23 protein-coding genes and 1 pseudogene are annotated in these 26,544 nt (G+C 62.1%); 18 read left to right on the top strand and 6 right to left on the bottom strand.

Annotated features, from left to right (window positions below; genetic code table 11):
* The first annotated feature begins 615 nt into the window (after positions 1-615).
* Positions 616-1,557: a ParA family protein gene (locus tag ACRB8A_RS19180; RefSeq protein ID WP_432246150.1), complete on the top strand. Its 942-nt coding sequence runs from the start codon at positions 616-618 to the stop codon at positions 1,555-1,557.
* 158 nt (positions 1,558-1,715) lie between these two features.
* The gene (locus ACRB8A_RS19185) at positions 1,716-2,297 is read left to right on the top strand and encodes a hypothetical protein (protein WP_432246151.1); all 582 of its coding nucleotides are present in this window, start codon (positions 1,716-1,718) and stop codon (positions 2,295-2,297) included.
* 153 nt (positions 2,298-2,450) lie between these two features.
* On the opposite strand, the gene ACRB8A_RS19190 is transcribed toward ACRB8A_RS19185, so the two are convergent.
* From ACRB8A_RS19190 to ACRB8A_RS19200, 3 genes are all read right to left on the bottom strand, one after another.
* Positions 2,451-4,292, bottom strand: a complete 1,842-nt coding sequence (locus tag ACRB8A_RS19190; protein ID WP_432246213.1) for a MarR family transcriptional regulator — start codon at positions 4,290-4,292, stop codon at positions 2,451-2,453.
* A gap of 201 nt (positions 4,293-4,493) precedes the next feature.
* Complete coding sequence (locus tag ACRB8A_RS19195; RefSeq protein ID WP_432246152.1) at positions 4,494-4,730, bottom strand: hypothetical protein; 237 nt, start codon at positions 4,728-4,730, stop codon at positions 4,494-4,496.
* Between the two features lie 276 nt (positions 4,731-5,006).
* On the bottom strand, positions 5,007-5,363 hold the full coding sequence (locus tag ACRB8A_RS19200) for an ArsR/SmtB family transcription factor (RefSeq protein WP_432246153.1): 357 nt from the start codon (positions 5,361-5,363) through the stop codon (positions 5,007-5,009).
* 271 nt (positions 5,364-5,634) lie between these two features.
* On the opposite strand from ACRB8A_RS19200, the gene ACRB8A_RS19205 reads away from it, so the two are divergent.
* The 16 genes and pseudogenes from ACRB8A_RS19205 to ACRB8A_RS19280 all read left to right on the top strand — a co-directional run bounded on the left by ACRB8A_RS19205 (position 5,635) and on the right by ACRB8A_RS19280 (position 21,306).
* Positions 5,635-6,039, top strand: coding sequence for a hypothetical protein (locus tag ACRB8A_RS19205; RefSeq protein ID WP_432246154.1), 405 nt, complete (start codon positions 5,635-5,637; stop codon positions 6,037-6,039).
* Positions 6,039-7,166 carry a M23 family metallopeptidase gene (locus tag ACRB8A_RS19210; RefSeq protein WP_432246155.1) on the top strand — a complete coding sequence of 376 codons (1,128 nt, stop codon included), beginning with the start codon at positions 6,039-6,041 and terminating at the stop codon, positions 7,164-7,166. Before ACRB8A_RS19205 ends, ACRB8A_RS19210 begins: the two co-directional genes overlap by 1 nt.
* On the top strand, positions 7,166-7,702 hold the full coding sequence (locus tag ACRB8A_RS19215; protein WP_432246156.1) for a hypothetical protein: 537 nt from the start codon (positions 7,166-7,168) through the stop codon (positions 7,700-7,702). The genes ACRB8A_RS19210 and ACRB8A_RS19215 overlap by 1 nt, the downstream gene beginning before the upstream one ends.
* 172 nt (positions 7,703-7,874) lie before the next feature.
* Entirely contained in the window at positions 7,875-9,071 is a 1,197-nt protein-coding gene (locus ACRB8A_RS19220) for a MinD/ParA family ATP-binding protein (protein ID WP_432246157.1), read from the top strand.
* A gap of 10 nt (positions 9,072-9,081) precedes the next feature.
* A complete protein-coding gene (locus ACRB8A_RS19225) occupies positions 9,082-9,417 on the top strand; it encodes a hypothetical protein (protein WP_432246158.1) in 336 nt (111 codons plus the stop codon).
* A 60-nt stretch (positions 9,418-9,477) separates the two neighbouring features.
* Positions 9,478-10,269, top strand: coding sequence for a hypothetical protein (locus ACRB8A_RS19230; protein ID WP_432246159.1), 792 nt, complete (start codon positions 9,478-9,480; stop codon positions 10,267-10,269).
* Positions 10,270-10,282: 13 nt separating this feature from the next.
* The gene (locus ACRB8A_RS19235; protein WP_432246160.1) at positions 10,283-12,190 is read left to right on the top strand and encodes a hypothetical protein; all 1,908 of its coding nucleotides are present in this window, start codon (positions 10,283-10,285) and stop codon (positions 12,188-12,190) included.
* Positions 12,191-12,236: 46 nt separating this feature from the next.
* Positions 12,237-13,802 carry a hypothetical protein gene (locus tag ACRB8A_RS19240; protein WP_432246161.1) on the top strand — a complete coding sequence of 522 codons (1,566 nt, stop codon included), beginning with the start codon at positions 12,237-12,239 and terminating at the stop codon, positions 13,800-13,802.
* Positions 13,799-15,400, top strand: a complete 1,602-nt coding sequence (locus ACRB8A_RS19245; RefSeq protein WP_432246162.1) for an ATP/GTP-binding protein — start codon at positions 13,799-13,801, stop codon at positions 15,398-15,400. Before ACRB8A_RS19240 ends, ACRB8A_RS19245 begins: the two co-directional genes overlap by 4 nt.
* A complete protein-coding gene (locus ACRB8A_RS19250) occupies positions 15,397-17,100 on the top strand; it encodes a type IV secretory system conjugative DNA transfer family protein (protein ID WP_432246163.1) in 1,704 nt (567 codons plus the stop codon). Before ACRB8A_RS19245 ends, ACRB8A_RS19250 begins: the two co-directional genes overlap by 4 nt.
* Positions 17,097-17,654, top strand: coding sequence for a DUF4913 domain-containing protein (locus tag ACRB8A_RS19255; protein ID WP_432246164.1), 558 nt, complete (start codon positions 17,097-17,099; stop codon positions 17,652-17,654). The genes ACRB8A_RS19250 and ACRB8A_RS19255 overlap by 4 nt, the downstream gene beginning before the upstream one ends.
* Before the next feature lie 53 nt (positions 17,655-17,707).
* Positions 17,708-18,772, top strand: a pseudogene (locus ACRB8A_RS19260) (mannitol dehydrogenase family protein); the annotation flags it as partial.
* A 58-nt stretch (positions 18,773-18,830) separates the two neighbouring features.
* Positions 18,831-20,060, top strand: coding sequence for a D-mannonate dehydratase ManD (manD, locus tag ACRB8A_RS19265; RefSeq protein ID WP_432246165.1), 1,230 nt, complete (start codon positions 18,831-18,833; stop codon positions 20,058-20,060).
* Positions 20,057-20,785: a gluconokinase gene (locus tag ACRB8A_RS19270; RefSeq protein ID WP_432246166.1), complete on the top strand. Its 729-nt coding sequence runs from the start codon at positions 20,057-20,059 to the stop codon at positions 20,783-20,785. Before manD ends, ACRB8A_RS19270 begins: the two co-directional genes overlap by 4 nt.
* 126 nt (positions 20,786-20,911) lie before the next feature.
* Positions 20,912-20,989, top strand: a complete 78-nt coding sequence (locus ACRB8A_RS19275) for a hypothetical protein (RefSeq protein WP_432246214.1) — start codon at positions 20,912-20,914, stop codon at positions 20,987-20,989.
* A 44-nt stretch (positions 20,990-21,033) separates the two neighbouring features.
* Positions 21,034-21,306: a hypothetical protein gene (locus ACRB8A_RS19280; RefSeq protein WP_432246167.1), complete on the top strand. Its 273-nt coding sequence runs from the start codon at positions 21,034-21,036 to the stop codon at positions 21,304-21,306.
* Between the two features lie 700 nt (positions 21,307-22,006).
* Here ACRB8A_RS19280 and ACRB8A_RS19285 read toward each other — a convergent pair.
* From ACRB8A_RS19285 to ACRB8A_RS19295, 3 genes are all read right to left on the bottom strand, one after another.
* Positions 22,007-23,260 (bottom strand): SGNH/GDSL hydrolase family protein, encoded by a 1,254-nt coding sequence (locus ACRB8A_RS19285; RefSeq protein WP_432246168.1) that lies wholly within the window; start codon positions 23,258-23,260, stop codon positions 22,007-22,009.
* A 60-nt stretch (positions 23,261-23,320) separates the two neighbouring features.
* On the bottom strand, positions 23,321-23,578 hold the full coding sequence (locus tag ACRB8A_RS19290; RefSeq protein WP_432246169.1) for a hypothetical protein: 258 nt from the start codon (positions 23,576-23,578) through the stop codon (positions 23,321-23,323).
* A 492-nt stretch (positions 23,579-24,070) separates the two neighbouring features.
* The gene (locus ACRB8A_RS19295) at positions 24,071-26,518 is read right to left on the bottom strand and encodes a beta-glucosidase (RefSeq protein WP_432246170.1); all 2,448 of its coding nucleotides are present in this window, start codon (positions 26,516-26,518) and stop codon (positions 24,071-24,073) included.
* Positions 26,519-26,544 lie beyond the last annotated feature (26 nt).

Below are 26,544 nucleotides of genomic sequence, written 5' to 3' on the forward strand. Positions count from 1 at the left end.
AAACCGCGAGACCAGCTTGGAGCTACGGTGGATCGAACCGGCTTGAGCAAAGCGCCGATTACCGCGCTTCGGGCCAGCGGGGGGGTAATTGCGGATGGATACTGCTTCGGACCCAGTAGTCTGGGCGCAAAAATTTTGCCACAATTGTTCATGCCATAAACCATGCCATAAGCTAAATTGGAAGCTCTGCATGCAACCACTCGCAAAGTCATGCCTCTAGTTAAACGGCACAACTACTGGAGGAACTCGTTTGCCCTCAGGTATGATCAGCAACCTAATAAAACACTTGCTAACACACAGAATAACTGCTAATGAAGCTCACGAAGCGACATACTTAGCGCTAAGCACGTGAGCACGTTTGGTACCAAACCAAAACTCACACTTCTCTGCAGCTAGAAACACAAACAAAGTGACTCATTTGGCACTTCACTTGAGAAACCATGAGTAGACACGCAGGAAGCAGTACCTGGAATCCAAGTGGGAGCACCATTATTAGCAAAGTATGATGCTGTGTGACCCATCGGACGCGTGTCACTACCCGCATAAACGCCGGATTCCACATAACGTTGAGCGCAGGACAACAATCCAGACGACAACTAGGAGAATCTCCGGCCGATGGCACGATCACTGCAGACCCCCGTGAACCCGAGATCTCAAGCAACGCGCGCCATTGACCGTGTCATCGCCCTCGCAAATGGCAAAGGTGGAGTTGGTAAAACAACCACCGCCGCCAACGTCGGCGGGTATGTGGCACTGGCTGGCTCTCGCGTGCTGCTGATCGACCTTGACCCGCAAGGCGATCTGGCCCGCGACCTTGGATATGAGCGGCAAACGGGACGAGAGTTCTTCCAGGCTCTCATCGCAGGCACGAAGCCGTTAATCCTTCGCGATGTTCGGGAGAACCTCGACGTCATCCCTGGGGGTCAAGACCTCGAAGACATCCAGGGCCTCATGGTTTCCCGTTCAAGCCGGTCCGACGCAGGTGACTTCGGTGACATGCTTTACGCCGTCTTGGCGCCGCTGGCAGATGACTACGACTTGATTCTTATCGATACCCCACCGGGGGAGCGGGTCCTTGTCGAAGGCGCCTTCGCAATTTCCAGTGCCGTCGTGATTCCTACTCGCTCCGACGATGCGAGCATCGACGGGGTCGAACGTATCGCACGCCGGTTTATGGCTGTACGTGACCGGAACCCATCACTTCAGTTGGCCGGCGTCGTCCTGTTCGGCGTTGGACCGCGGTCTCTACGCTTAGAACGAAGTGTCCGGGACACCTTAGAAGAGATGCTTGGTACTGTTGCCCCGGTCTTTGAAACTCGGATCAGAAATCTTGAGAGCGCAAGCGCCGACGCCCGCCGGAAGGGCCTGCTCTTCCACGAACTTGAAGGTGCCGTTACCGACGCTCAAAAGAACCGCCTAAAGGCGCTCCGTGCAGGGGAGAAACCAACGGACGGCTTCTTCTCGCGGAATGCCGGGGGATTGGCCGAGGAATACGAGCAACTGACAGGCGAGATCCTCGCCCGACTGAACGAAATCGAAAGCGGGAACCAGGCATGAGCGGCAGGCAAAGCCTCGCCGGGGCGTTCGCACCTGTAACAACTACTAGGGGTGCAGCGCTGCAAGGTTTGTTGGCGCCAAAGCGGGGGAGGGGCACCCCTGAATCGGGACCAAAACCGCGAGAGTCCACGGAGGAACAGGGCCAAGGACTTATCCAAGTGCCGCCAGCAGCAGCAGGCGAGCCCGCTGACACGAAACTACCTGCCGAAGGTTCACTGACGGACAATCCACCCAACCAGGAGAAAAACCCTACGGAAACGCCCCCTGACCTGGCAGGACGGCAGAAGCAACCCAAAAGTGCGTCGGCCAGGCCCTCGAAGGACACTGCTGGGCAACAACCTGGTTCAAAGAAGGCCACTAACTCGTCCAAAACCTCCGAAATGGTTTCGGGAGCACTGCGCAACGTCGGGGTGTACTTAGCTCCGGAGCTTTTGGCTCAAGTAAAGGACGCCGTCTACCAGGAGCGGATCACCTATGCGGACCTGCTGATTGATGCCTTCGAAGCGGTTGACGACAAACAGATCGCCAGGGAGTTCAAAACCGAGACCAGAGTGACCAGATCCGGCATGCCCCGCCGAGCCCCGCGGAAGCGTGGAGAAGCCGGCATTCAAATCCAACTCCGGCTCGACGGACTGCAGGTGGCCTGGCTCGATGAGAAGGTCACCGAATTCGACGCACCGTCACGCAGCGCTTTGGTCTCTACCGTGTTCAAGCTGTATATCCAGACCCCGACAAACTGATGTTGTTGAATTTTCCAACCTAGGTGTCTACCGAGTAACACCGCGGTAATTATGGCGTGAACTATGGCAGGGCTTATGGCACGGAATCGAAACGGTGCAAATACGTAGGCTGCAGCCCAAACGAAGCTTACAGCTAGCAAGCCGGAGCCTACCTCATCCGGTTCTACCGAAGGCCAGGTCGGGCAATGACCAGTCGTCAGGCGGCCCTTCAAACAATTCCCAAGGGTAATCATCGTCGGGGGACAGGAGCTCGGCGACGGTGCTAACGTTCTTGGCCAACCACTCACGCCAAATGATTCGGTCGGTTCGGTACCGCTGAACCTGCGCTGCCACGGCTTCCAATATTCCAAGCCTCTCAGCGAGGTGTTGGAGGGAGGTAGCCGCCACAACTGACCACACCCGGCCCGCGTTGCGGCTGATCAAATTCCAGGCGGCTAGGATCTCGAGAGCTTCGTGGACGGCAGAGCGGGAAAGCCTGGTGGCGCTGACGATTTCGGTGGTGGACAGCCCGGGGGAGTGCTCCAGTGACTCGTAAACGAATGCCGCGGGCAGACCCAGTTCCCGGAAAACAGGCCGGAGGGCGTGGACCTTCCCCTTCTGCCAGGAGGCGTCCTCAGCCGCAGCCTTAACCTCCTCGGAGACGGTAAGCATGTACAGGTCACCCTTCGTTCCGCGGGCTTCCTCAACCAAGGTGACCAGGGGATCCTTTTCGGCACGAAGTTCTCGCAAGTGAAGGCCGACGGTAGTGTGATCGAGACCGGTGGCCACGGCGATGGACCGGACCCCAAATTCAACGAAGCGCGATGCTGTCATGTGGGCTGCTTCTCCCAGTGCCCGCAGCACCATCCTTCTAGCCATCCCTGTCCTGGATTGCTGGTAGTTCACCTCCCTGATCCTCAGAGCACTGCGCCAGGTCCGGATGAACCGATGCTCCGCATCGGGATTTGAAATCGAAGCTGAATTCTTTAGCCCTACCGCCTGTGTAATTGGCTGGCTTGTGGGGGATCTACGGACATGGTCTTTCCCGTCTGCTTTGACCGGTTTTTTACTGAGGTAAGTGAGGGCGTTCATCCAGTCCCGGCGCAGGGCCGGGAGCCGGTGCCGGGCTGCGTACCGGGCGTAGAAGGAGGCCAGCCCGGGCCAGATTCCCTGCAACATCCGACGTTCCACATCGACCAGCTCGAGGCCGGCCGCTGCGGCGCCAACGAGGACCGCCTGACGTGCATCGGAGTCCGTGGCGTAGCGGTTCGTGTCGTACAGCCCGGTTTGGGCAAGGACTTGCATGGTCCGGGACATGCGGCCAGCAGGCTGCTCCGGGACGGGCGCCTCGGAGGTGGCGGGAGAGAAGGTTCCTTGCAGACGGAGGGCCCGGACTGCTTTTATCTCGGCGGCCAGGTCGTTGGTCATTGCAGTCCAGACCGTTGCGCTGTTGGGACGGCGGACGATGTCGTAGGCCATTGACAGGCTCATCGCCAGCTCCTGGTACCCGCCACGCTTATGCGGCGAGCCGGGGGTTCGCATGCAACCGTGAAGTAGGTTCTGGTGCGGGGTCTTGTCCAGAGTCCGGTACCGGGTGCCCAGCGCCTCGACAAGATCACGCGCTGCAGAGAAGGTGACCCGCTGCGCCAGCGGCACGTAGACGTGGCGGCCGCCGTTGGGGGAGTAGTCCTCGATCCAGCGGGCACCCACCGAGCGCAACCAGGTCTGAACGGCCCGGACGTCGGCCTGGACCCAGTCTTGGCCGCCTACGGAAGAGTCGAAGTCAAGGAAAATCGCGGCGCACGTGCCATCTTTACCAAAGATGCGGACCGCAGCGGGAACAGAAGGAAGAGCCTCGGTGAGGTTTCGCTCATGCTTCTGCGGATACGACTTGCCAGCGTCCTTGGAAAGGCGCACTCGAGGTTGGCCGGCCAACAGCGGTGCTAAAGCTGCCCATATGTTAGATGCCGCGTCTCTTTGGTTTGACACGCCTCTAACTGGGCATGCTGGATGCACGGAGATGTGCTGATGTACGATGTGAGTAATCCTTTCGGGGATTGAGGTACGAAAAAGGGCCGATCCTGCCAGATCGGTTTTATAGCAAGACAAGGGATGGCCTTCTCAGGCTGTCCGCGACTTACAATCTGATCCGCCGGCAAGCAATCCAGAGGGTAAGTCTCAAGCTTCGAAGGCCCGCCTAGTGCGGGCCTTCTTTTGTTATGAGGCGATGCGGATGGGCAGCTCCTGCTGGTAGTCGTCCTTATCGAGGGCGGCGAGATCTTCCTTCAGTTGTGGCTCGACAACGGACAGGAGGTACTCCGTTACGGTTAAACCCTTATGGGCTGCCACTTTGGCGATACCGTCAGCGGTGGGTTCGGGTGAGCGAAAACCAATGAACTTACGCAGGCCTTTGCTGGGGCGCCCGCCGCCTCGATTAACTGCTACTGCCGTCATTTGCTGTGTCCTTTGATTTTGTAGCCGCCTGAACGGCTACAGCTTCATCGTTGTACTGCCTGCCACCAAGACCACTTGTATGTTCCCTGCGACTGCTCTCTGAAACTATCACCGGCTAACAGCGCTCCCGAGGATTTGTTTTCAGAAAACGGGAGCGTGTCGCCTTTGTGACCTGCTGCTTTGGCCGCTGGGGTGACCAACATCGACAGGGTATCGCTTAGAAAACGTCGGCTACCGTAGCCGCAGTGCCGAGCCATGGTTAAGGGTTTAGCTTAACTAGGCACTCGGATTCGCTGGCCCTGGGTCCTGAATGTTCAGCGCCTTGCCCAAGGCCTGATAGTGTTTCGCAATCTCCTGGGGGACGACTGAGTACTTGACTCGTTTTCCAGTGCGATCTTCGACCGGCACATCGAACGCCGGGTCGGCAACCACCACGCCGTCACTTGTCAGTTGATACAAGTGGGCCTTCGCGGTTGGTCGGCCTAAACCTGTGCCCTCAGCCACTTCTGCAGACGTTGCCGGCCCAGCCTGGGCCAGGAAGCCCAATATGGCAATCTTCGCGTGGTTCCCGCCAAACACGTCAATAGCCTTTTCCAAGGCGGCGGGCGCATTCGGGCGGACGTAACGGGGCATGAGGTCCATCATGCCGTAGTCGTTCTAAAGTGATCATAATTAGAGCTTAGCGCATAGTTAAACTATGCGCTAAGCTCTAGTTATGAACTTATTCCACTTGAGTTGCCGAGTGGCTTCCATCACTAACTGCGGATGTGACAAGCACATTTGGCTCGAAGTGTGAAAGATGGCGGATTGGTTCTAGGCGAGAACGAACTGGCAGTAAAAGGTTTTTTGATCATGTCTGGGGGAGGACAGGATGACGGTTTTGCCGTTTGGAACAGTGTGGCCGATGCATCAGCGGGGGCTGCAGGAACGTGCGGCTGCGAAGATCGCCGTGTTTCGGAACTGGGTGTCCGGGCTTGAGCTGGATCCCGCACAACAGGTGGTCCTTACGGAGCTGCTGGGCATGATGCCGGCCTCTGAGTTCGTGGCGGGCCGTGCAGCGTGCGTGACGGAGGCTGAAGAGCTCGGCCGCCGCACAGGGCTGGGAGAGTCCGTGGGCACTGTCCTGGAAGATCTGGAAACGGCCGGGTTGCTGAACAGTCACCTGGCCACCAAGGTTTCTGATGATCAACGGTCCGGAGTGGTGCTGCGTGTCCGACGCCCGGATGTGGTGTTGACAGTTGAGGCTGCCGGTCCGTTGTGGATGAAGGATTCCTGGCTGCGAACCAACGGGATCAGGCGGATCTACTAATGGGTGTCGCTGCTGCTGGGGCAGCAACAGCCGTTGCAGGGAAAGCCTTCCGGAAGGTCGTCGTCCCTGTAGCCGCCACTATCGTCCTTGCCCTGGGTTTCGTCGTTGTCGTCCTCGATGACGGCGGAACACCCGCGCAGGCAGCGTCTGCCTGCGTAGCTCCCGGGACCTCAGCGGTGTCCGCAACCTCCCCGCTCCCGGGCAGTACGGTGGCCGGGTTCGATGGTGAGCAGATGAAGAACGCAGCCGCGATCATGAAGGCTGCGGCTGATTTGAAGCTCCCGGTGGCGGCTCAGCTGATCGGTGTGCAGGCGGCCATTGGTGAGTCCACGCTGCGGGTCATCGAGTTCGGTGACGGCGCGGGCCCTGATTCCCGCGGACTGTTCCAGCAGCGGGCGAACGGGTCCTGGGGTTCCTATGAGGACCGCATGGACCCCCACACCAGCGCGACGAACTTCTTCAAGGCCATGCAACAGGTTGAGGGCTGGGAGAGGCTGGAGCCGACCATTGCGATCCACCGGACGCAGCGGAACGCGGACCCGAACCACTACACCCGGTTCCGGGAACAGGCCACCCATATCGTCAAGGCCTTTGGCGGGGAAGCCGCAGCGGCGGTGGACCCGTCCGGGGTGTGCCCGGCCGACGGGAACCAGGTTGTCGGGGACATTGCCGGCAAATGGGTCAAGCCCCTGCCCGGTGCTGTGATGACCAGCGGCTACGGCACGCGCCCGGCCCCGCCCGGCACGGCCGGGGGAGTGCTGGCCAACTTTCACTACGGCATCGACTTCTCCACCCCGGGCCAGGCCGGGACAATCCTGGCGATCACTGATCTGAAGATCGTGAAGATCCGCAACCTCGAAGGCCAGTTCGGAACCGGCGTGACCGGCCAGAGTCTGGACGGGAAGCTGACCATCGGCATGTACCACATGGAGGCCGGGTCCTTGAAGGTCAAGGAAGGCGACACCGTGGCCGCCGGGACCCCGCTGGGGACCGAAGGAGCCACGGGCAATGTCTCGGGCCGGCACACGCACATGGAGTTCTACGCCGGGGCCCTGCCGAACCCGATGATCCCGATCAACGCCACTATCGACCCCACACAGATCCTCCAAGAGAAAGGCATCCTGTGATGCGCCGAACCGCCCTCGCCCCGGCCCTGTTCGCGGCGGCAACCCTGCTGACGGCCTGCGCCTGGACCCCCACCGCGGACAGCACACCCACCACGGCGGCCGCGCGCGCGCCGACCATCACGGCCGATGCTGACGGGCACTCAGCCGGTGACGGCCACGACCACGACGAGGCCACGGAGCACTATCACGGCCCTAACGTCACCTGGGATGCCAACGCGGAAGCGAGAGTCAAAGACACAGCAGCGAAGGCCATGGTCTTGTTCGGCCGGCCCGCTGTGGAGGAAAAAACCTGGTTCAAGGACCTCGAACCGATGCTCGCGGCCGAGTACAAGGAAAATGCCCGTTACATCGACCCTGCCCGTGTCCCGTTCTCCACCGTCACGGACGGTCCCGCGATCAGCCGGGAAGCACAGAACCCCATGACGGTCACCGCGGCCTTTGATACCAATGCCGGGCCCTGGACGATGATGCTCCACCGGACCGGGCAGGACGATCCCTGGCTAGTGACCTCAATCAGCCCGGTGAGCGCCCCGTGAGCACGCCCGCAGCGGACGAGTGCGGAACAGCACCTTTGTTCACCGATCCACTTACCGGACCGGAACGGACCAGCCCCCAGAGCCCAGCCACAGGCAGTGTCCCGGTGCTGTTCCAGGAACCGTCACCGCAGGTTTCCAGAAGTCAGAATCCCGCAACCGAAAGGAAGACCCGATGAGTACCAACTGGTCAGGCGCCGAGCGGAAGTCACGCGCCCCCATCAGCCTGCTCGATCCCGAAACAGTGGCAGAAACCACCACCACTGCACCGGCCCATGAAACTACACCCCAAGCCCCTGCCGATGCTCCTGAAGCGGCACCGGCTAAGGAACCGGCAACGGAAGTGGCACCGACCCCGTTGGTCAGTGGCCGGCGCAGCGCCTCGGTGCTGCAAAAGGACAACATGAACGATGAACTGCCGCCGGCCACCGGATGGCAGGCGTTCCTGCGGGCAGTGACCTTTGGTCTGATCAAGCCCAAGGTCGGCGCGGCCGAACTGGCACGCCGCACGGACCTCTCCGCGATCCAGCGGGTCTACTCCCGGCCCATGCGCATCATGGTCGCCCAGCCCCTGGGCGGGGTCGGTAAGACCATGTGCAGCGTCGGGATCGGCTCAACCTTCGGGATCCACTCCGGCCAGCACGCCATCGTGTGGGACAACAACGAAATGATGGGCACCCTCGGGGTAAGGACCAACGCGAACGGCTCCACCCGCACCGTGTGGGACCTGCTGAACGTGTTGGAAAAGTTCGAAACCATCGAAGCCCGCAAAGGCGACTTTTCCTACTACACCCGCCATCAGGGCAAGAACCAGTTCTCCGTCCTGGCCTCGGACGAGGACCCGGACCGGATGAAATCCATCGGCGCGGATGAGTTCAACCGCATCCACACCGTCGTCAGCCGCTTCTACGACACCATCGTCCTGGACACCGGGAACAACACCCGCTCCGAGAACTGGCTGGCCTCCATCGACGTCACGGACCAGCTCGTGATCCCAGTCCGGCTCCAGCGCAACGCCGTCGTCTCAGCCCTGCGGATGATCGAACAGCTCGAATCCATGACCGAACGCACCGGGAATCAGCGCTACAAAGACCTGGTGGATAACGCCGTCGTCATCATCACCCAGGGCGGCGGGGCGAAAGTCTCAGCCGCCGATCAGGCCGACCTCCGCGCGCAACTCGAATCAACGGTGCGGACCATCATCGATATCTCTTACGACGCAGCACTGGATAACGGCTCAATCATCGACTGGCAGCTCGTGGGCGATCCGGCCCGCCGCGCGTTCGAACGCGTGACCGCCGAAATCGCCGCAGGCCTTCTCGAGGTGGATAACCGTACCACCCACGCACCCAACCACTTCACCAACCGATAGGAACCCCATCATGTTCACGAACACCCTCACCAACCTCTCCATCTCCGCAGCCGCAGAGAACCCCCTGGACGGGGTAACACCCAACATCAACGTCTTCGGCGTCCAGTTCCAAGGCGCGATCCAGCTGATCCTCGGCGGCCTCTGGGCCCTGGTCCTGATCCTGGTCACCGCCGCGTTCCTTATGAACCTGGGCAAATGGGGCATCGCCCGCCAGCGCGGCCACTCCGACGACATTGCAGACGGCGCAGACGGGGCAAAGCGCAGCGGCATCGCCTTCGCCGCCGTCGCCGGGGCCAGCGTCATCATCGGCGGCATCCTCGCCCTGACAGCGGCAGCAGGAGCCTAGCCACTTGGTGGCAGACATCATCGCCGGCGGCTTTCTCCCACTGAAGAACGGAACCAGACCATGAGCACAAAATGGAAAGCACTGATCGCGATCGTCGCTGTGGCGGTCATCGTGGCAGTAGCCATTGTCCTGATCAATCGCCCCACGGAACAGGTTGCACAGCCTGAACCCACCGCGGACTCGGGGATGGTCGCTGGCAAGCTCGGATTTCCCGTTTCCAAAATCAGCATCGGGGAAGGCGGAACCAAAACCGCAGCCGACGGCAAAACACCCATTGGCTACAACGGCACCTGCGACTCTGCGGTGCAAGCAGCTGCAAACTACACGCCGCTGCTGGTGGATGTGAATCTCGAAACGTGGGAGACCCAGAAAGCCACCATCAATTCTCTGGCCGTCCCTGGCCCGTGGCTGGAATCAGTTCTTCTCCCGTTCAGTGTCATCGCCGATTCCAAAACACAAGGTACTGCGCTAAAGACTTTTGACGGTGGATGGATGGAGCAGTCCGACGTCAAGGCCGGCGGTCTGTACCGGACGGTGTCATGCGAAGCGAAAAAGACAGCCGTCGTTCAGGTTTTCTTTGGAGCGCTAGGGGTAAGCGACTCCCAGCCTCAGGGGTATTTCGGCACTCGAACGATGGAGCTGACGTGGAAGGGCGATTGGAAAATATCGAACGCCGTGACGGGTATCAATGACGCGGACCTGGTATCCCGCTTGAAGGACAAAGGACCCACTGGAGGTTTAGGAGTGCCTCCTACGGGCAAGATCCCGCCTCTCGATGAGCAGATTGTGGCCAGGTACTTCAAGGACCTGACCAAGGAGGGATGGGTCGAGTATGCGAACGCTACGCGCTAGCACCCGCCTCCGGTTGATTGCCGCAGCACTAGCCATATTTGTCGGCTTTGGCGTTGTTACCGCTGGGCCTGCCCAGGCGGCGGATGAAGCCAGTGCCTCTGAGAAGTTGAATGCGGATCAGCTGAAACGTCTTGCAGGACTGCCGGCCGATCAGCGCGATGGCATTCGGGACCGCTTGAACCAGGAAATGGCTAAGAGTGTCTGCCAACCGAGTGTTTTCACTGGCAGCATGGTCGGGCAGGATTGCGAGGGCATGTCCACTCGGGCTTTCAACAGCTTCCTCACTACGCCGGAACAATCCCTTGATTACAAGCCGGAAGTCAGCAAGAGCCAGTTTTGTACTGCCTTGGCAAATGAAGGGGCTCGCCCGGTCACAACGGGACTTTGCGTCGCTGAGGCTGCGTGGTCGAAGTTTTCCCCGATAGCCGGAGCTGTTCTGCGTGCGGCTGTGTCTACGCAGCCTGGTGGGCAGTTTGTGTTGGGTGCGGTGGATACGGTGGCGTTTATCGCCAATGCCAAGGACGGGTTTGAGAAGTTTGCGAACTCGACCAAGGAGGCCGGTGTGACGGCCACGAACGAGGTTCTGGTGAACCTGTTGAAGGTCTCGGAGTTTGTAGTCGATGACGGTTTCCGGACTACTTGGGCTGTTTTTTCCGGTGTCGGGATCATTTTGCTGACGTTCATGTTCTTCAAGCTCTTCCGGGACTATTCGGACGAGAAGATTGATCCGGCCGCCATGCGTGAGTCCGTTATCTGGTACGCGCCACTGGCGATTCTCCTGGCGTTGTTCGGCCCTTTCCTGGGCTACGTGGGTAATAACGCGCTGATCGGTCTTACAGAGTCGATCAGCCCGTGGACAGCGAACCAGATCGGGGACTTCGCCACCAGCATTTCCCGGTTCGCCTCCTATGAGTCCAACGGGGTTTTCGGACCGCTGGCAGCTGTGCTGCTGTTCGGCCTGCTGTTTGTCGGGGCCTGGGCGCTGCTGGGGCTGTTCGCTCTCCAGCCGGTCGCCCTGTACCTCCTCGGCGTGGGGATGGCATTGATGGTCGGCTTCATGATTCACCCGGAGCACCGCGGCCGGGTCGGCAAGGTCGGATCGCTGTGGCTTGGTATTGCACTGTCCAAGCCGCTGCTCCTGTTGATGATGGGTGCGTTGTTCAGCTTCATTTCGTCCCGCCCCGCATTCCAGGGCGAGGGAACCAGCGATGCGCTGGTGAACGCTTCCTCGGTGTTCATCGCGGCCGCCGCGATGGTGGTCCTGGCGTTCTCACCGGCACTGTTGTTCAAGTTCGTCCCGATCCTTCCCTCCTCCGCTACCGGGCTGGGCGCCAATCGGCCCTCGATAGCCGGTGCGGCAATGGTCGCCGGGGCAGGAGCCGGCGTTAGCGCGATGATCCGTCAGCGCCGCACCATGCAGACACAATCCGGTTCAGCCGTCCCGGCAGGTACTGGACGTTCCGGCGTTGCCACTACGGGCGCAACGGTTGGTGGGTCAGGTCAGGGGCAGGGCGGGCCCGGTTTCTCTGCTGGTCCTGATGGTGGCCTGACGGGTTCCCCGGCTGGCGCGGGGGCTGGTGGTGGGCGGCGTAGTGCCGTCCGCACCGATGCCGGGGAATCAGGGGCAGGAGGGGCTGGCCCGGATGCTGCATCGGCTCCTGATACCCGCACGATTGCCCAGGCGCAGCGCGATGACCGGGCCGGGACTCCGGCCGGGAAGACAGCTGCTGCGGTCCGCAACGGTGCTGCCGCTGTAGGCAAGGGCACGGCCGCAGCTACCCGGGGATCGGCCAAGATCGCCGCGGGCGGGGCGACGGCGTTCCTGCTGGCGGGGCGTGAAGCATCACGGCAGGCCGCGATGCGCGGCCGTCAGGGCGTGAACTCGATGGCCCCGGATACCGATCACATCAGCGGCCGGTAATGAGGCAGCTGGTAACGGGCAGTACGAAGGCAGGGGAGTAGGTCTGATGGGACGCATGGTTGTTGTCGGTGGTGAAGTTTCCCGCCGTGGTTTGTGGGGCGGGAACCGTACCGGCCCTGAATGGATCGGGCTCAGCGCCGCCCTGGGGCTGGGGCTGCTGGCGGTCATTTCCTTCAAGGACGTGATTGTGCTGGGCCTGATCCTGGGTGCCGGGATTGTAGGGCTCGGGGTGGTGCTGACTACCCCGAGCAAAATCACCGGGTACCGGTCCCTCGGTGCCCTGATTGTCGAACGGCAGCACCAGCGTTCCCGCCGAAAGAAGAAAACCGCGACGTTCGTTCCCGTGAAGTTCCGGGATCAGACCCGGATGGTCAAGGCCACCAAAGCTGATCGTGCCCGGGCCGATGCGAAGGGCATGATCGAGGTTCCGGTGAAACACCGGAACAATGCCCCGCTGATGGTCGGGACGGTCCGTCCGTTCACCGTCTCAACCCCTACCGGGCCGATGACGGTGTTCCGGCACGGCGGCCAGATCAAAACCCCGTACTACACGGTCACGGTGGAAGTAATGGGTTCTTCCTCCGGGATCCGGGAGGAAAACCGGGAAGACTCCGCCTATGTGGCTCGCGGGCAGTTCCTGGCCCGCATGGCCCGCCGTCAGTCCCTCATCTCCCACGTCCAGACGCTCTCCCGCGCCGTTCCCATGGATTCGACCGATCATCTGCTGTGGATCAAGGACAAGCAGGCCCAGGGCGTGAACCGGCTTCTCGTGACCTCCTATGGGGATCTGGTCCAAACCCTGCAGTCCCGTTCCGAACAGCACCGCACTTACGAGACGTTCCGCATTCCCCGCTCCTCTGCGTTGTCGCTGAAGGCCTCCAAACTCGGCGGCGGCGACACCGGCCTGGGGCTGGCGATCCATCAGGAAATCCGGACCACCCTGGCCCAAGCCCAAATGATGGGCGGCATCCAGGATTACCGCACCCTCGGACCTGAACAGATGGCAGCTCTCCTGCGCCACCTGCAGGATCCGGACTTCGACATTGACGATGACGATAACGCGGACCTTGCCGATTGCTGGCAGCACCTGGACGGGGACACCTCGGACACCTCAGTGGTGATCAACGGCCACTGGCACACCCGCACCGGGTACGTGCCAGCCTCAGCGTTCAGCCCCGAAGCGATCCCCGTTTCCGCCCTGCAATCCCTGGTCTCCGGGATCCAGCCAGCAGTGGTCCACACCGTCTCAATTGTCATGGAACTTGCCGATGCCCGCACCGCCCGGGGCAAGGCCCGCACGGACGCAGCCATGGACCGGGCCAAAGGCAAGGAAGTCGCCAAGTCCGGCGTCGTCACCGACGGTTCCGAAGAAGTCCTCATGGGCGCCTCCACCCAGCGGCTCCTGGACCTCAAACCCGGCTCCGGTCACCACGGGGCCTCCTACGCGCTCTACATCTCCTACTCCGTTGAATCAGAGGACGAGCTGCTGGCCACCGCTGACCTGATCGAAGCCGCGGCCGCGGACGCCGGGATCGAATTCATTGACTGGATGGATCACCGCAACGACCTGGCCCTGATCACCACCATGCCGTTCACGAGAGGAATCCGATGAACACCCCCAAACTCGTCAAAGGCTTCTCGATGCCCTGGGCACTGACCACAAAATCCCGCCGCACCAAGCGCACCGGCGCCCGGGAACAGCGACTCGCGTCCGAGAACAGCGCCGCAGCGGCGACCGGTGATGCCCTGGCAGCGGCGCGGTGGGAAGGAAAGAACAAGCGCGCCCGCGACGCGAACACTACAGCCGCCGGCACCGCAGCAAGCGTGCAGTGGCATTGTGAGCGGAAGAGCCAGCGGGCCGCCCGTCTGGGGTTTTACGATCCTGCCGCACCCGGTGTGTTGTCCTCGACCCGGCAGATGGAATTTTCGCACATGGCCATCGCCTCACCTCCGACCTCGCACCGAGGCCTGGCGTTCGGGATCGATGCCGGTTCCGGATGGATGGTCGTCCATGACCCGTTCACGTCCTACGGCAACGAACTCGAATCCCCGAACGTCTGCTTCATTGGCGATCTTGGCCAGGGTAAGTCCTCCGGGATCAAGACCTGGGCGGTGCTGCGGCAGCTGCTCCTGGGCCGCCGGGTCGTGGTGATCGATAAGAAGTACCAGCTGGACCAGAACGGCGGGGAATACACCTCCCTCGCCCAGCGCCTGGGGATCACGCCGGTGAAATTCATGGTCGGCGGCGGTGGGGCGAAGATCAACATCCTGGATCCCCGTATCGCGGCACGCTTGAACGAAGACAGCCACGACGACACCGCCCTGTCCACCCCGGCCGGTCAGTCCATGCTGGTCCGTGCCGTGGTGGAAGAGGCCCTTGGCCGGCCGCTGCTGCCCAAGGAAGGCAAAGCGGTCCGCATGGCCCACAAGCAGGCTCTCCGCACCGCGGCCGCGAACAACGAAACCGCCCATATCCGCCACGTCCTCTCAGCGCTCTACGCACCCGACAAGGACGCCGCGGCGGCCTCGAACCTCTCCGTGGAGGAAATCCGGCAGTGGGGCCAGGATCCCGCGTTTGAACTAGAACGCATGATCGAAGATGACCTCGCCGGCCTGATCGACGGAGAAACCAGCACCGAAATTTCCCTCAACGCGGGCCTGACCGTCTTTGACGTTTCCCTGCTCCCGGAGGACGGGCCGGCGCTGGCTATTGTCATGACGATCATCAACACCTGGTTGGCGAACACGCTCTACCGGCAGGACGTTCCCGTCCCCACCGTCCTGGTCATCGAGGAAGCCTGGCACACCGTCCAGGGCTCGGTTGCGAAGGTCACCCGCCGCAACACCAAGCTCTCCCGGGCCCTCTCGCTCTCGTGCATGTTCGCCTTCCACCACATCTCCGACATTCCCGAGGACTCACCGGCCATCGCCATGCTCAAGGAATGCGGAACGGTCCTGCTCTACAAGCAGCAAAAATCCGATGACGCCTGGGCGTGCGAGAAGATGTTCAACCTCCCGTCCGGGTCCGCGGCCGATATCGCGTCCCTGACCAAAGGCACCTGCATGATGCGGATCGGCGGCAAGGACCCGTTCATTGCCATCCACGTCCGCAGCGCCCTGGAAATCGAGCTCACCGATACCGATAAGGCCATGAAGTCCACGGCCACCATCAACCAGCACGAAACCAAAACGCAGGAGGAAGCAGCATGAGCGCCGCCAAACCCATGTCCACGGATTCAGTGATGAAGATCGGCCTGGCCGTCATCGTGATCGGCCTGGTCGTTCTCGGCTGGGTCGCCGCGTTCCTGGGCGAGCTGATCACCCCCACCGGCATGCCCTGGACTGACTTCACCGCCCTGTGGGCGAAGATCAAGGCCGGCGAATTCGATTGGCCCGGTGCGGCCACGTGGATCCTGATCGTCCTTGCCGTCCTGGCCCTCGTCGGGACGGGGATGCTCATGGCCCTCTTTGGCGGAAACAAGCACCGCGCCGACGGTCTGCCCCGCTACAGGGACCTGGAAAAAAGGATGGGCAAAAAAGCTGCCCTGACCAAAGCCAAGCAGTCCCTGGAACTCCCGGCAGAGGCGACCGAAGAGGAAATGATCGTCGCGCTGTGCAAGCTCGACGGGCAGACCCTCTACGTCCAGCACGAAGACTCCATGTGGGTGTTCGCCCCGCAACGCTCCGGCAAAACCCTGTTCCTGGCCGTAGGCATCACCCTCGATGCACCAGGTGCCGTGATCGCCACCTCCACCAAGAATGACCTGCTCATGCTCACAGCCATCGCCCGCGAACGGCGCGGGGATGTGTCCGTGTTCGACCTTCAGGACATTTCCGGGTGGTCCAACAAAGTCAGGTGGAACGTCGTTGACGGCTGCGAAGATCCCGACGAAGCGCTGGCCCGCGGTAAGGCCTGGGCCGCCGCGCAGCCCATGGGAGATGTGAAGAACGGGGACTTCTTCAACTCCAAAGCCGCCGCGATCCTGGGCAGGTTCCTCCACGCGGCCGCGCTGGGAGATAAGAGCATTGATGATGTCGTGAAGTGGGCCAACGACTTCACCGACTCCGAACCCCTGGAAATCCTCACCCAGCACAAGGCGCCCGCAGCGTTCACAGCCCGCCTGCGAACACTCACCACCTCCCGTGCCGGGGAAACAGTGGACTCCATCCAAGAAACCCTCGCAGGGCTCCTGGAACCCCTGACGTCCCCCAAAGCCCTCGACACCCTGACCCCGCCCAAAGGAGAGGGGTTCGACATGGAGAAGTTCCTGGAAAAGCCGAACACGATCTACCTGCTCACGGACGGGGAACGTTCTCCGGTCGCCCCGCTTGTGGCAATGTTCGCTGACTTCATGTTCCGCAAAGCCCAACGCATTTCCCAGTCCATGCCCGGGGGCCGGCTCTGGCCGGTACTGACGATGGTCCTGGACGAAGCTCCCAACGTCGCGGCCATCCCGGATATGGCCGGCGCCCTCTCTGATTCCGGCGGCCGCGGGATCCGCATCATCGGGTTCAGCCAGTCCTTTGCCCAGAACCGGCAGCGCTGGGGAGCCGAAGCAGCGACGGCGATCCGTGGAACGTCATCGATCAGGCTGTTCCTGCCCGGCCTGGAAGAACTCGATGAACTCGACAAGATCGCCCGTGCCGCGGGCACTACCCGGAAGGAACGCGTCGCCACGTCCCAGGGCCGCGGAGGATCGTCCCGGACCATCAGCGAGGAAGAACGCCCCGTGATCCGAGGCAACGAGATTCAGCAGCTCCCGGTGGGAGAAGCGTTCATGCACTACAGCAACGTCGCCCCGGCCAGAGTCAAACTCATGCCCTGGTGGGAACGTTCCGACTCGGCCCAGATCAAGGACGATAAAGCCGCCGCGCAGCAACGCCGTAACAGACGGGAGGTAACCAGATGAGCGAAGACACCGACGCCTCCGTGCCGGCGCCGGAGGGCATTGAAGAGATTTTGGTCGAACACGAGGAACGGCTTACCGTCCTGCAGGCATCTGTTGAAGCGATGAGCGAGGCGGTAGCAGACCTCCTCGCATCACCGCCGAAAAAAACACCAGCTCCCTGGAACTGGAAAGAACTCAACGGCGAGAAATCCGCAACCCTGATAGAAGCACTGCGCGAGTGGGTGGATTGGATCAACGGCCGGTACGGCGTATCCGACAGCTCCCGCATCTACGGCTGTTGGTACCGGCACGCCCCGGTCGTGGAAGAACTCACCGCAACCTGGCTTAGCTGGCGGGCAGCGAACTACGGCCACAAAGACCCCACAAGCGACCCGGCCAACTGGCACAGGGACACCTTCTGGCCCATGCTCGAACGCATCACATCCAAACCCTGGGGACTGAGCAACTGCCATACCGAACACGTAGACCCCCGACCCTCATTCCGGAAATCCACCGACGACAAATTCACAGAATTCCTCGCAGAACTGGGCGCGAAGCAAACTTCCACCGCCTGAAACTACTGGTGCCAAAAGTGAAATGCACGGAACCACCACTGGTTCCGTGCATTTTGTTTACCCTGGTGGAACGCGCAAACGGCGGCGATTCCTTCAACGTGGTGGGGAGCATCGTGGAGGCCTGGGACGGCGCGGACTTGCAGCGGCTCACCGGGCTGGTGGCCGCGCCCGGCACTGCAGTGGTTACCCTCACCATCACGGAGGCGGCTTACGGGCTGGGTGCGGACGGCACGCTGGACATCACCGCGCCCGACGTCGCCACCGACCTTGCGCTGTTGGGTTCCGGTAGCGGGCGTGCGGCCACGCCGCTGGGGCGCCTCGCCCTGGCCCTTGCCGCCCGCAGGGACGCAGGCTCGGGACCGATTGCCGTGGTCTGCTGTGACAACCTGTCCAACAATGGAGCAGTTGCGCGGCAGGCTGTTGCCGGGTTCGCCGGCGCCTGGGATTCCGGACTCGCTGCCTGGATTGATGCCAACGTCAGCTTCGTCAGCACTTCGGTGGACCGCATCACGCCGCGGACCACGGACCAGGACCTTGCTGACGTGAGGGAAGCCTGCGGGTACCGCGACACGTCCCCCGTGGTGGCCGAGCCCTTCTCCAGCTGGGTGCTCAGCGGGGGACTTTCCTGCCGGCCGGTCCCGCTGGGAAGACGCTGGCGCCCTCTTCGTGGACGACATCGAGCCGTACGAAAACCGCAAACTTTGGCTGCTCAACGGCGCACATTCGCTGCTCGCCTACGCCGGGCAGCTACGCGGCCATTCCACCGTGGCCGAGGCCTTGGCGGACGCCGAATGCCTGAAGGCAGTGGAAGCCTTCTGGGATGAAGCTGAAGCAAACCTGCCTGTTGATCTGGAGATCCCTTCCTACCGGGCCGCGCTGCTTGCACGGTTGGGGCAGCCGCCGCACTCATGATCGCCGCGTGGATGGACTACAGCCTGGCCGCAACCTTCCAGGATCCCCTGGGGGAAGAAGTGGCCGCTGCCAACCGGCTCTCCGGCACTGCACGCATCAAGGCCCTGCTGGCCGTCGTCGACCCGCTATTGGCCAGGGACGCGGCCGTAGTTGGCCTTGCGGAAGGCCTCTGCGGCACAGTGGCCGGCAGCTCCGTTTCCCGCTAAGCGTCCCCCCTTCCTCCCAACTCCCCGCCTACAGCCCAGCCCCTGAAAGGACCCAGCTGTGAAAATCATTGCCACCGAAGTCTTCGTGACAAGCCCCTCGCGCAACTTCGTGACACTGCGCATCACCACCAAGGACGGAGTCACTGGCATCGGCGACGCCACCCTCAACGGCCGCGAACTGGCAGTCGCCGCGTACCTCAAGGAGCACGTGGCGCAGCTGCTGATCGGCAAGGACCCGCACCGGATCGAAGACACCTGGCAGTTCCTCTACCGCAGCTCCTACTGGCGCCGTGGCCCGGTGACCATGGCCGCGATCGCCGCCGTGGACATGGCCCTGTGGGACATCAAGGGCAAACTGGCCGGCATGCCCGTGTACCAGCTCCTGGGCGGTGCCTCCCGGAACGGGCTGCGCGCCTACGGCCACGCCTCCGGCGCGGACATCCCCTCGTTGTTCGATTCCGTCCGGGAACACCTGGAACTGGGCTACAAGTCCATCCGCATCCAGACCGCCATCCCCGGCATCAACGCCGTCTACGGCGTGGCAGCCCAGAGCCAGGCCTCCGGCGAACGGTACGACTACGAGCCCGCCGGCCGCGGCGCGTTCCCGCGGGAAGAGGACTGGGACACCCGCGCCTACCTCCGCCACCTGCCCACCGTATTCGAGGCGGTCCGGAACGAATTCGGCCCGGAAATCCCGCTCCTGCATGACGGGCACCACCGCATGACCCCCATCCAGGCCGCCAAACTGGGCAAAGCGCTGGAACCGTATGACCTCTTCTGGCTTGAGGACTGCACACCCGCCGAAAACCAGGAGGCCCTCCGCCTGGTCCGCCAGCACACCACCACGCCGCTGGCCATCGGTGAAATCTTCAACACCGTGTACGACTACCAGCCCATCATCAAGGAACAGCTGATCGACTACGTCCGGGCCGCCTCCACCCACTTCGGCGACATCTCGCCGCTGAAGAAGGTGATGGACTTCGCCGCGCAATACCAGATCAAGTCCGGCTTCCACGGCCCCACCGACATTTCCCCGGTGGGCTTCGCCGCCCAGCTGCATGTGGGCCTTGCCATCCACAACTACGGCATCCAGGAATACATGCAGCACTCGGACAAAACGAACGAGGTGTTCCAGCAGTCCATGACGTTTGTGGACGGTTACCTGCACCCGGGCAACGAGCGAGGCATCGGCGTCGAATTCAACGAGGAAGCCGCCGCGGCGTTCCCATACCAGCAGGCCTACCTGCCCTACAACCGCCTCATCGACGGAACGGTCCACGACTGGTGAACACTCCCGACCCCGATACAACTGTTCCCGCCGCGGGACATCCCAAGCTTCGCATCATTGTGATGGGAGTATCCGGTTGCGGCAAGACCACTATCGGCGACCTCGTGGCTCGTGAACTCGGCGTCCCGTTCCTGGACGGCGATTTCCTCCACCCCCTGGAGAACGTCGCCAAGATGGCCGCCGGCACGCCCCTGACGGACGAGGACCGCTGGCCCTGGCTCGCCACCGTGGGCACCGAGCTGGCCAACGCCGGCGACGGCGGCCTGGTTGTGGCGTGCTCGGCGCTGCGCCGCAGCTACCGCGACGCCATCCGGGCGCAGGCCCCGGACACCATCTTCCTGCACCTGCACGGCAGCAAAGAGGTCCTGCGGGCACGCATCGAAGGGCGTACCGGGCACTTCATGCCGCCCGCCCTCCTCGAGTCCCAACTCGCCACGCTGGAACCGCTCGGCGCCGACGAAGCCAGCCTCGTCGTCAACATTGCCGCCCCCGTGCAGCAGGTAGTGCAGGAGGCACTCGCCGGGATTACCGCCGTCGAGCGTCCTGCTGACGTCGCTGGGGCCAAGGGATACTTCGACGGCATCAGCGAATCCCCCACGGTGTGCGCCACGAAGCACTTCCCCGGGGACGGTATGGACGAGCGCGACCAGCACGTGGTCATTCTTACAACACGTTCGGGTACGAGGAGTGGAATCGCACCTACGGGCACGTGTACCGCGACATGATCGGCCACGGCGTGCAGTCCATCATGATCGGGCGCATCGGCGCTCCGAGCCGCCCGGCACTTCCGGCCCGGCATCGCCGATGCGGACATCCGTCCCGCGACGCTCGCGCCGGAGCTGCGCCAGAACCTGCTCCGCGGCAAACTCGGCTTCAACGGGCTGGTGCTGACCGACGCCTCACAGATGGGGGCCTCACCCAAGCCATGAAGCGCAAGGACCTAGTCCCGGCTACCATCGCGGCGGGTTGTGACATGTTCCTGTTCTTGGGCAACCCCGCCGAGGACTTCGGCTACATGCTGGACGGCTACAAGTCCGGTGTCATCACCGAACAGCGCCTGCACGATGCCCTGCGCAGAATCCTGCGGCTGAAAGCTTCCCTGGGGCTGCACCGCAAGCCCGTCCCTGAGCTCGTGCCGGCGGCTGAGGCCCTTGCCGTGATCGGCACTGATGCGCACCGCGCCATTGCGGCGGAGATCGCTGACAAGACCGTCAGCCTGATCAAGGACACGGCGAACAACCTCTAGCCTGCGGCTGCTGCACCAACCGGAGTATGAGTGCTATTTCTGCTCGTTATCTGCCGTTTTTCGGGCGCCTGAATAGGCCGAGTAATCCGACCGACACTGCCACCTATGTCAAACACCCGGCTGAGATGACTCAGGCGGGGTTTTCTGTGTCCGCTCATCGCGCGTAGTCATTCCTCGTACCTCTGGCGAATGAGCCCAAATGGGACTGCTGGGTGTGTCCGGACAATGTACCGGCCAGGAGCGGTCCTGGTAATCATGATGCCTGTCCTTTGTTGGACGGCTGCAGTCTTGATCGTTGACACTGCATTATCGTGCGCGTGGTTGACCTCAGCTCTATATTCGACGCTGACCTCGACCATCCCCGACGAGGGGTAATAGTGAGTGTTTGTTGCCATAGTTGTCCCTCCGGATGGAAATTTGACCAGCAACTTGGAAAAGTGCGAGGACCGCTGGCTGCGGCGTGTTTCTTGGGGGTTTGCTACTCAATTCGAATGCAAAACCCGTCGGTCAGATCTGAAACATTCCGCTTAGGGGCCATGGGTCGCCGTCTCTACAATGGGCGCCGTATTCATGCAGTAAACGAACAGTTGGGTCATGGCGGTGATGGCTGAGTCTGCAGGATCCGAGCTGGCTTTCTGCCAAGATCTTTGTCCCCGCATGCTTATAACTAGACCTGCTTCGTTCTCAGTAGTGATCTTGGTTATCGAAGAACACCCTTCTCACCAAAGGCGACGGGGTACATCCGTTTGGCGATCCGCGCGTACCCGTTGGTGTTGGGATGCAGGTCATCGGGAAGGTCACCAGAATCGTCGGCGCCGAATAGGTCGAGCCCGTTGAGCAGGTGCAGGTTCTTGTCGCCGTCCTCGCGGCGGATGGCTACGTGTTGAGTGAGGAGTTCGCGTACCCGGGTCAGCGATAGCGTGCCTGGTAGAAGGGACTCTGGGCGTTCGGTCGCGTGCATTGCGCCTTCGGCGTCCCAATAAACCGGTCCCGGGTTGTCCTCGAGTGCTCGGCAGTAGATCGGACTGATGATCAGGATGGGAGCGTCATGTGCGCCTTCGCGGACCGTATCCAGAAATCCGTGAAACGCGGACGTAAAAGTGCGCTCACGCATAGTGTCGCCGCCGGCGATATTGATGCCGATCTCAAGGCTGATGGCATCGGCGTTCAGGTCCCGGATGGTGCGTGCCATTCCCTGGTCGAGGTGACATTGCCCGCCCAGTCCGAGGTTGATCAGCGAATGCCCAGACCGGCGTGCGACGATCGCGGGCCATGTCTGAGTAGGACGCTCCACCTCCGAGCAGTGGCTGATCGAACTACCGTAATGTGCCCACACCCGATCTGTTTGCTCTGTGCGTCGCAGAGTCGCACCTTCGGGAAGGCGGGCATCCACGAGCACCGCTGCTGCTGCGTGCGGGAGCCAGATCTCCACGCGACGATCGACGCCCGAGCGCCCTAGGTCGAAGCGGAGCGTTTGAGGCACCGCCCGTTCAACAGTCATGCCCCTGCCTGCCCGGTCCGCGCTGATCACGGTCGTGGACGTGATTGGCAATGACGGGCGCAGTTCGCCGTCGACGATAAGATCCACGCTAGTGGCGTGGAGGCTCTCGCCGAGCATTCTGAAACGCGTCAAGGCGAGATCCACCTCGATCCACTCGGCAGTGGTGATGGCGTCGATGCGGACACCGGACGGCGTCGCGCTGGGGAAGTCGAACGCCGGGTCGGCCAGCTGCGCTCGGGTGCGAGGGGAGCTGCGGTGAATGGAGATCCCCGCGGGCGTGTTCTCCATACTGATCGCCCCGATAATGCAAGCGGCGATTTTGTCGCGGACTGCCATCTCGGCGCCCGGCGGCGTCTCGGCCATATGAACCTCAAGTTTTCTCATGTAAAGCTGGCGCAACGCCAGCATCTCGGATTGTTGCGCAAGGGTGAGGACGGTCGTTCCGGCTTTCATTTGGGGCCGGCCGCAGGCGGGGCACAGGGTGCGTTCCAGCTCGAATCCACGGGCGTCAGCTCATTCCTGGCGGTTGGACAGCCACTCGGTGGCGCGTACTTCGGCTGCCTGAGCACTCTTTATGCTCGTACAGTAGTTGTCGAGCGCATGAGGAGCGCCGGCAACATGATCCGCATCGCCCGTCTGGCGGCGCACCCCTTGGGGCCCGTCGCTGAGGACGACCGAGGGGATGCCGGCGTCGTCAAGGCTCTTGGTGGACCAGAACTCGGCCCCGGATAGCATCGACGCTTTCTGCTCGCGGGTGAGGTCAGGAACCAATCGCAGTTCCTTTTAAGGCGCTCGTGAACTTCGTTGCGAGATCGTCGGCCTGCTGTTCGAGGTGCCGGTTGTGTACTGGAGTAGCGCATCGAGAGGTGCCGCCGGGTCCTGTTGCCGAGGGGCCGTGCGGGACGCCCGTAAAGGCGACGGCAGGTGTCAGCGGGTTTGGTGCGATCCGCCGGACTTGTGTCTACGCAGTTCCCACGGCCTTCGAGCCAAATCGGATTTTTCGCCATGTCACGCTTGCCGCCGACCCGAGCGCGTCGGTGAGGTGGAGATTTAGCAGTTTCTCGGCGGAACAAGGCGTGCGCAATTGGACCCAATGCCCTCAGACGAGGAACACTACGGTCGCCCCGAAGAGGAAACCAGGGGTCGTGCCACGGGCCCAGCCCCAGTCCGCACCCTTCGAGACGCCGAGGAGCATGCAGAGCAGGCCGATGCCACGTTCGACTACTCGGCGGAATCGACCTTACCTCGCGCTGCCGCAAGGATTCAGTCATGACCGGCAGGCTTCATCTGCTGAATCCGGACCTCCGGCAGGTAGCTCCGAGCGGTTGCGACATCCAGCGGTTGACCTAGCACGGTAAAGGTCCCGTGTGCCCGGAGGCTGTCGGAGGCTGAGCCTATCCAAACTGAGACCTCGCCCGGCTCTACGACGAATCGTCCGTCCCTTCCTGTGTGCCCCAATTGGGAGGCCTGCACGGTGAAGCTGACTTCTGCTGTTTCTCCCTCGTCGAGTTCCACCCGGGAGAAACCGGCCAATTGCTGTGCGGGCCGGGTGATGCCTATGCCTGGAAGGCCAACGTAGAGTTGGGCGATTTCTGTGCTCGAGATTTCCCCTGCATTGCGAAGAGGAATCGTTATGGTGACTTCTTCGTTTGCAGTAATCGTCGCGGGTTCTATGCGGAGTTCGCCGTATTCAAAGCTTGAGTAGCTCAACCCGTGCCCGAAGGCATACTGAGGTGTACTTGGCATGTCCGCGTAGGCCTTGGCCATGTCGATGCTCTCGCGCCGATATCCGCTGCCCCTTTTCTGCGCCTGGTACACGGGTACTTGGCCTGAGTGCCGGGGGATGGAGAAGGGAAGTTTGCCGGAAGGGGCCGAATGCCCAAAGAGTACGTTGGCCAGTGCGGGTGCGCCTTCGGGCCCGGGGTAGTAGGCGGTGACCAGGGCCGGGAGGACGTCGTCCACACCGGAGAGCCCGTACGGGCGGCCCATGTAGAGGACGGCGGCTGTTGGTTTCCCTAATGCGCTGACTGCTTGGACGAGCTGAACCTGACGGGAGGGCAGGTCGATGTTGGCAGAGTCGGTTCCTTCGCCTTCCGTCGTAGTTCCCGAAAAGGCTCCGGCCCTGCCACCGATGGCCAGGATGACGATGTCGGCTGACGTCGCGGCAGCGACGGCTGCCTCAATATCGTGGGGGTCCGTGTCGAGTAGACCTGTGCCAGGAACCGACACGACGTCGGCATCAGGCATGAGCTGACGTATTGCCTCGGCCAGGCTTTGGCACCCATACTGTTCACGGACAGCTTGCTCAAGGTCGAGGTTCTCCAGCGCGCTAATGCGCTCCGCGGCGGCTTCTTTCATGTCCTCCGGCATACCATCCATGGCGTTTTCCATTCCCACCATCCGCGATCGGCCACTCATCATCCCTTTGATCATTTCCAAGGTGGTGGGGTAGGTGTAGTTGGCGAAATTGACCATGGCAGAATCCGAGTGCGGTCCTATGACCGCGATACGGCGGACGTCCCGGCGGAAGGGCAACACGCCACCCTCATTTTTGAGCAGGGTCACGGATTGAACGGCCAACTCCTTGGAGAGCTCCTTTCCCTCCTGCGCCAGATCCCCGAGCCGGGCTGGATCCTCTTCGACAAAAGGCTGCTCGAATAGACCGAGTTCGAATTTGTGGGTCAGGACCCGGAGGACGGCCCGGTCGACCACGGCTTCGTCGACTATGCCGTTGCTGACGGCGTCGGCAAGTGCCGGCCCGAATCCATAGGCGCTGGGCAGTTCGACGTCGAGCCCGGCCGAAACAGCCATGGCTCCCGCTTCCTGGGCGGTAGCGGCCACGCGCTGACGCTCGACGAGGTATTGGATCGTCCGGTAGTCGGACACTACTGTCCCTTCAAAACCCATTTTGTCCCTCAAGAGGTCAGAAAGGACTGCTGAGGACGTCGCCACCGGTTCACCGTCGATTTCTGAATAGCTGTTCATGACGCTGCGGAGCCCGGCAAGACGAATCGCGGCCTCAAAGGGCGTTGCATAGACGTCATAAAGCTCACGGTTTCCGAGCTGGGTAGCGGCAAGGTTCTGACCAGCCTCGGTCATCGAGTAACCGAGGAAGTGCTTCGCCGTGGCCAACACGCCTTCGCGCAGGTCATCTCCCTGTAGGCCCTGCACGAAAGCCACACCCATGGCCGAGACGAGAAGGACTTCCTCCCCGTACGTCTCATGCACACGGCCCCAGCGGGCGTCGCGTGCCACGTCGAGCACCGGCGCCAGCCCTTGACGGATACCGATCGAGAGCATCTGCCGCCTTGTCAGGTCGGCCATCTCGCGTATTCCGGCTGGGTTCCATGTTGCCGCCAGACCGATCGCCGTAGGGAACGAGGTGTACCCCTGGGCCAAAAGTCCGTTCAGGGCTTCGTTGTGGAGAATGGCTGGAATTCCCAGCCGGGTTGATTCACGGAGATATTTCTGGATGTCGTTGTTGAGCCGTGCCAGGCCCACCGGATCATTGACGGCGATCCCGACGCCGGCGATATGCCCGATCCCCTGCGCCAGGTGCCGGTCTAGCTGGGGCTTGGTCACGCCGTCGGCTCCCAGAAGAGGCTGCGGAAGAATTCCGACAAGCTGGCTGGTCTTTTCCGCCAGAGTCATGCGCGCGAGCAAATCCAGCGCTCGCTCTGCGAGGGGTAGCGAGGGGTTGCGGTAGAGCATCGGTCACCTTCCGTTTGCGCCCGGTC

It is taken from the genome of Arthrobacter sp. G.S.26, from assembly GCF_050847375.1.
Lineage (GTDB): Bacteria > Actinomycetota > Actinomycetes > Actinomycetales > Micrococcaceae > Arthrobacter.

Coding starts and splice junctions, on each gene's coding strand:
- ACRB8A_RS19215 (WP_432246156.1), top strand. CDS start 7,166: ATGCGCCGAACCGCCCTCGCCCCGGCCCTGTTCGCGGCGGCAACCCTG.
- ACRB8A_RS19200 (WP_432246153.1), bottom strand. CDS start 5,363: ATGCCCCGTTACGTCCGCCCGAATGCGCCCGCCGCCTTGGAAAAGGCT.
- ACRB8A_RS19280 (WP_432246167.1), top strand. CDS start 21,034: ATGTTCCTGTTCTTGGGCAACCCCGCCGAGGACTTCGGCTACATGCTG.
- ACRB8A_RS19205 (WP_432246154.1), top strand. CDS start 5,635: ATGCATCAGCGGGGGCTGCAGGAACGTGCGGCTGCGAAGATCGCCGTG.
- ACRB8A_RS19220 (WP_432246157.1), top strand. CDS start 7,875: ATGAGTACCAACTGGTCAGGCGCCGAGCGGAAGTCACGCGCCCCCATC.
- ACRB8A_RS19285 (WP_432246168.1), bottom strand. CDS start 23,260: ATGAAAGCCGGAACGACCGTCCTCACCCTTGCGCAACAATCCGAGATG.
- ACRB8A_RS19245 (WP_432246162.1), top strand. CDS start 13,799: ATGAACACCCCCAAACTCGTCAAAGGCTTCTCGATGCCCTGGGCACTG.
- ACRB8A_RS19180 (WP_432246150.1), top strand. CDS start 616: ATGGCACGATCACTGCAGACCCCCGTGAACCCGAGATCTCAAGCAACG.
- ACRB8A_RS19230 (WP_432246159.1), top strand. CDS start 9,478: ATGAGCACAAAATGGAAAGCACTGATCGCGATCGTCGCTGTGGCGGTC.
- ACRB8A_RS19295 (WP_432246170.1), bottom strand. CDS start 26,518: ATGCTCTACCGCAACCCCTCGCTACCCCTCGCAGAGCGAGCGCTGGAT.
- ACRB8A_RS19195 (WP_432246152.1), bottom strand. CDS start 4,730: ATGACGGCAGTAGCAGTTAATCGAGGCGGCGGGCGCCCCAGCAAAGGC.
- ACRB8A_RS19225 (WP_432246158.1), top strand. CDS start 9,082: ATGTTCACGAACACCCTCACCAACCTCTCCATCTCCGCAGCCGCAGAG.
- ACRB8A_RS19250 (WP_432246163.1), top strand. CDS start 15,397: ATGAGCGCCGCCAAACCCATGTCCACGGATTCAGTGATGAAGATCGGC.
- ACRB8A_RS19240 (WP_432246161.1), top strand. CDS start 12,237: ATGGGACGCATGGTTGTTGTCGGTGGTGAAGTTTCCCGCCGTGGTTTG.
- ACRB8A_RS19255 (WP_432246164.1), top strand. CDS start 17,097: ATGAGCGAAGACACCGACGCCTCCGTGCCGGCGCCGGAGGGCATTGAA.
- ACRB8A_RS19210 (WP_432246155.1), top strand. CDS start 6,039: ATGGGTGTCGCTGCTGCTGGGGCAGCAACAGCCGTTGCAGGGAAAGCC.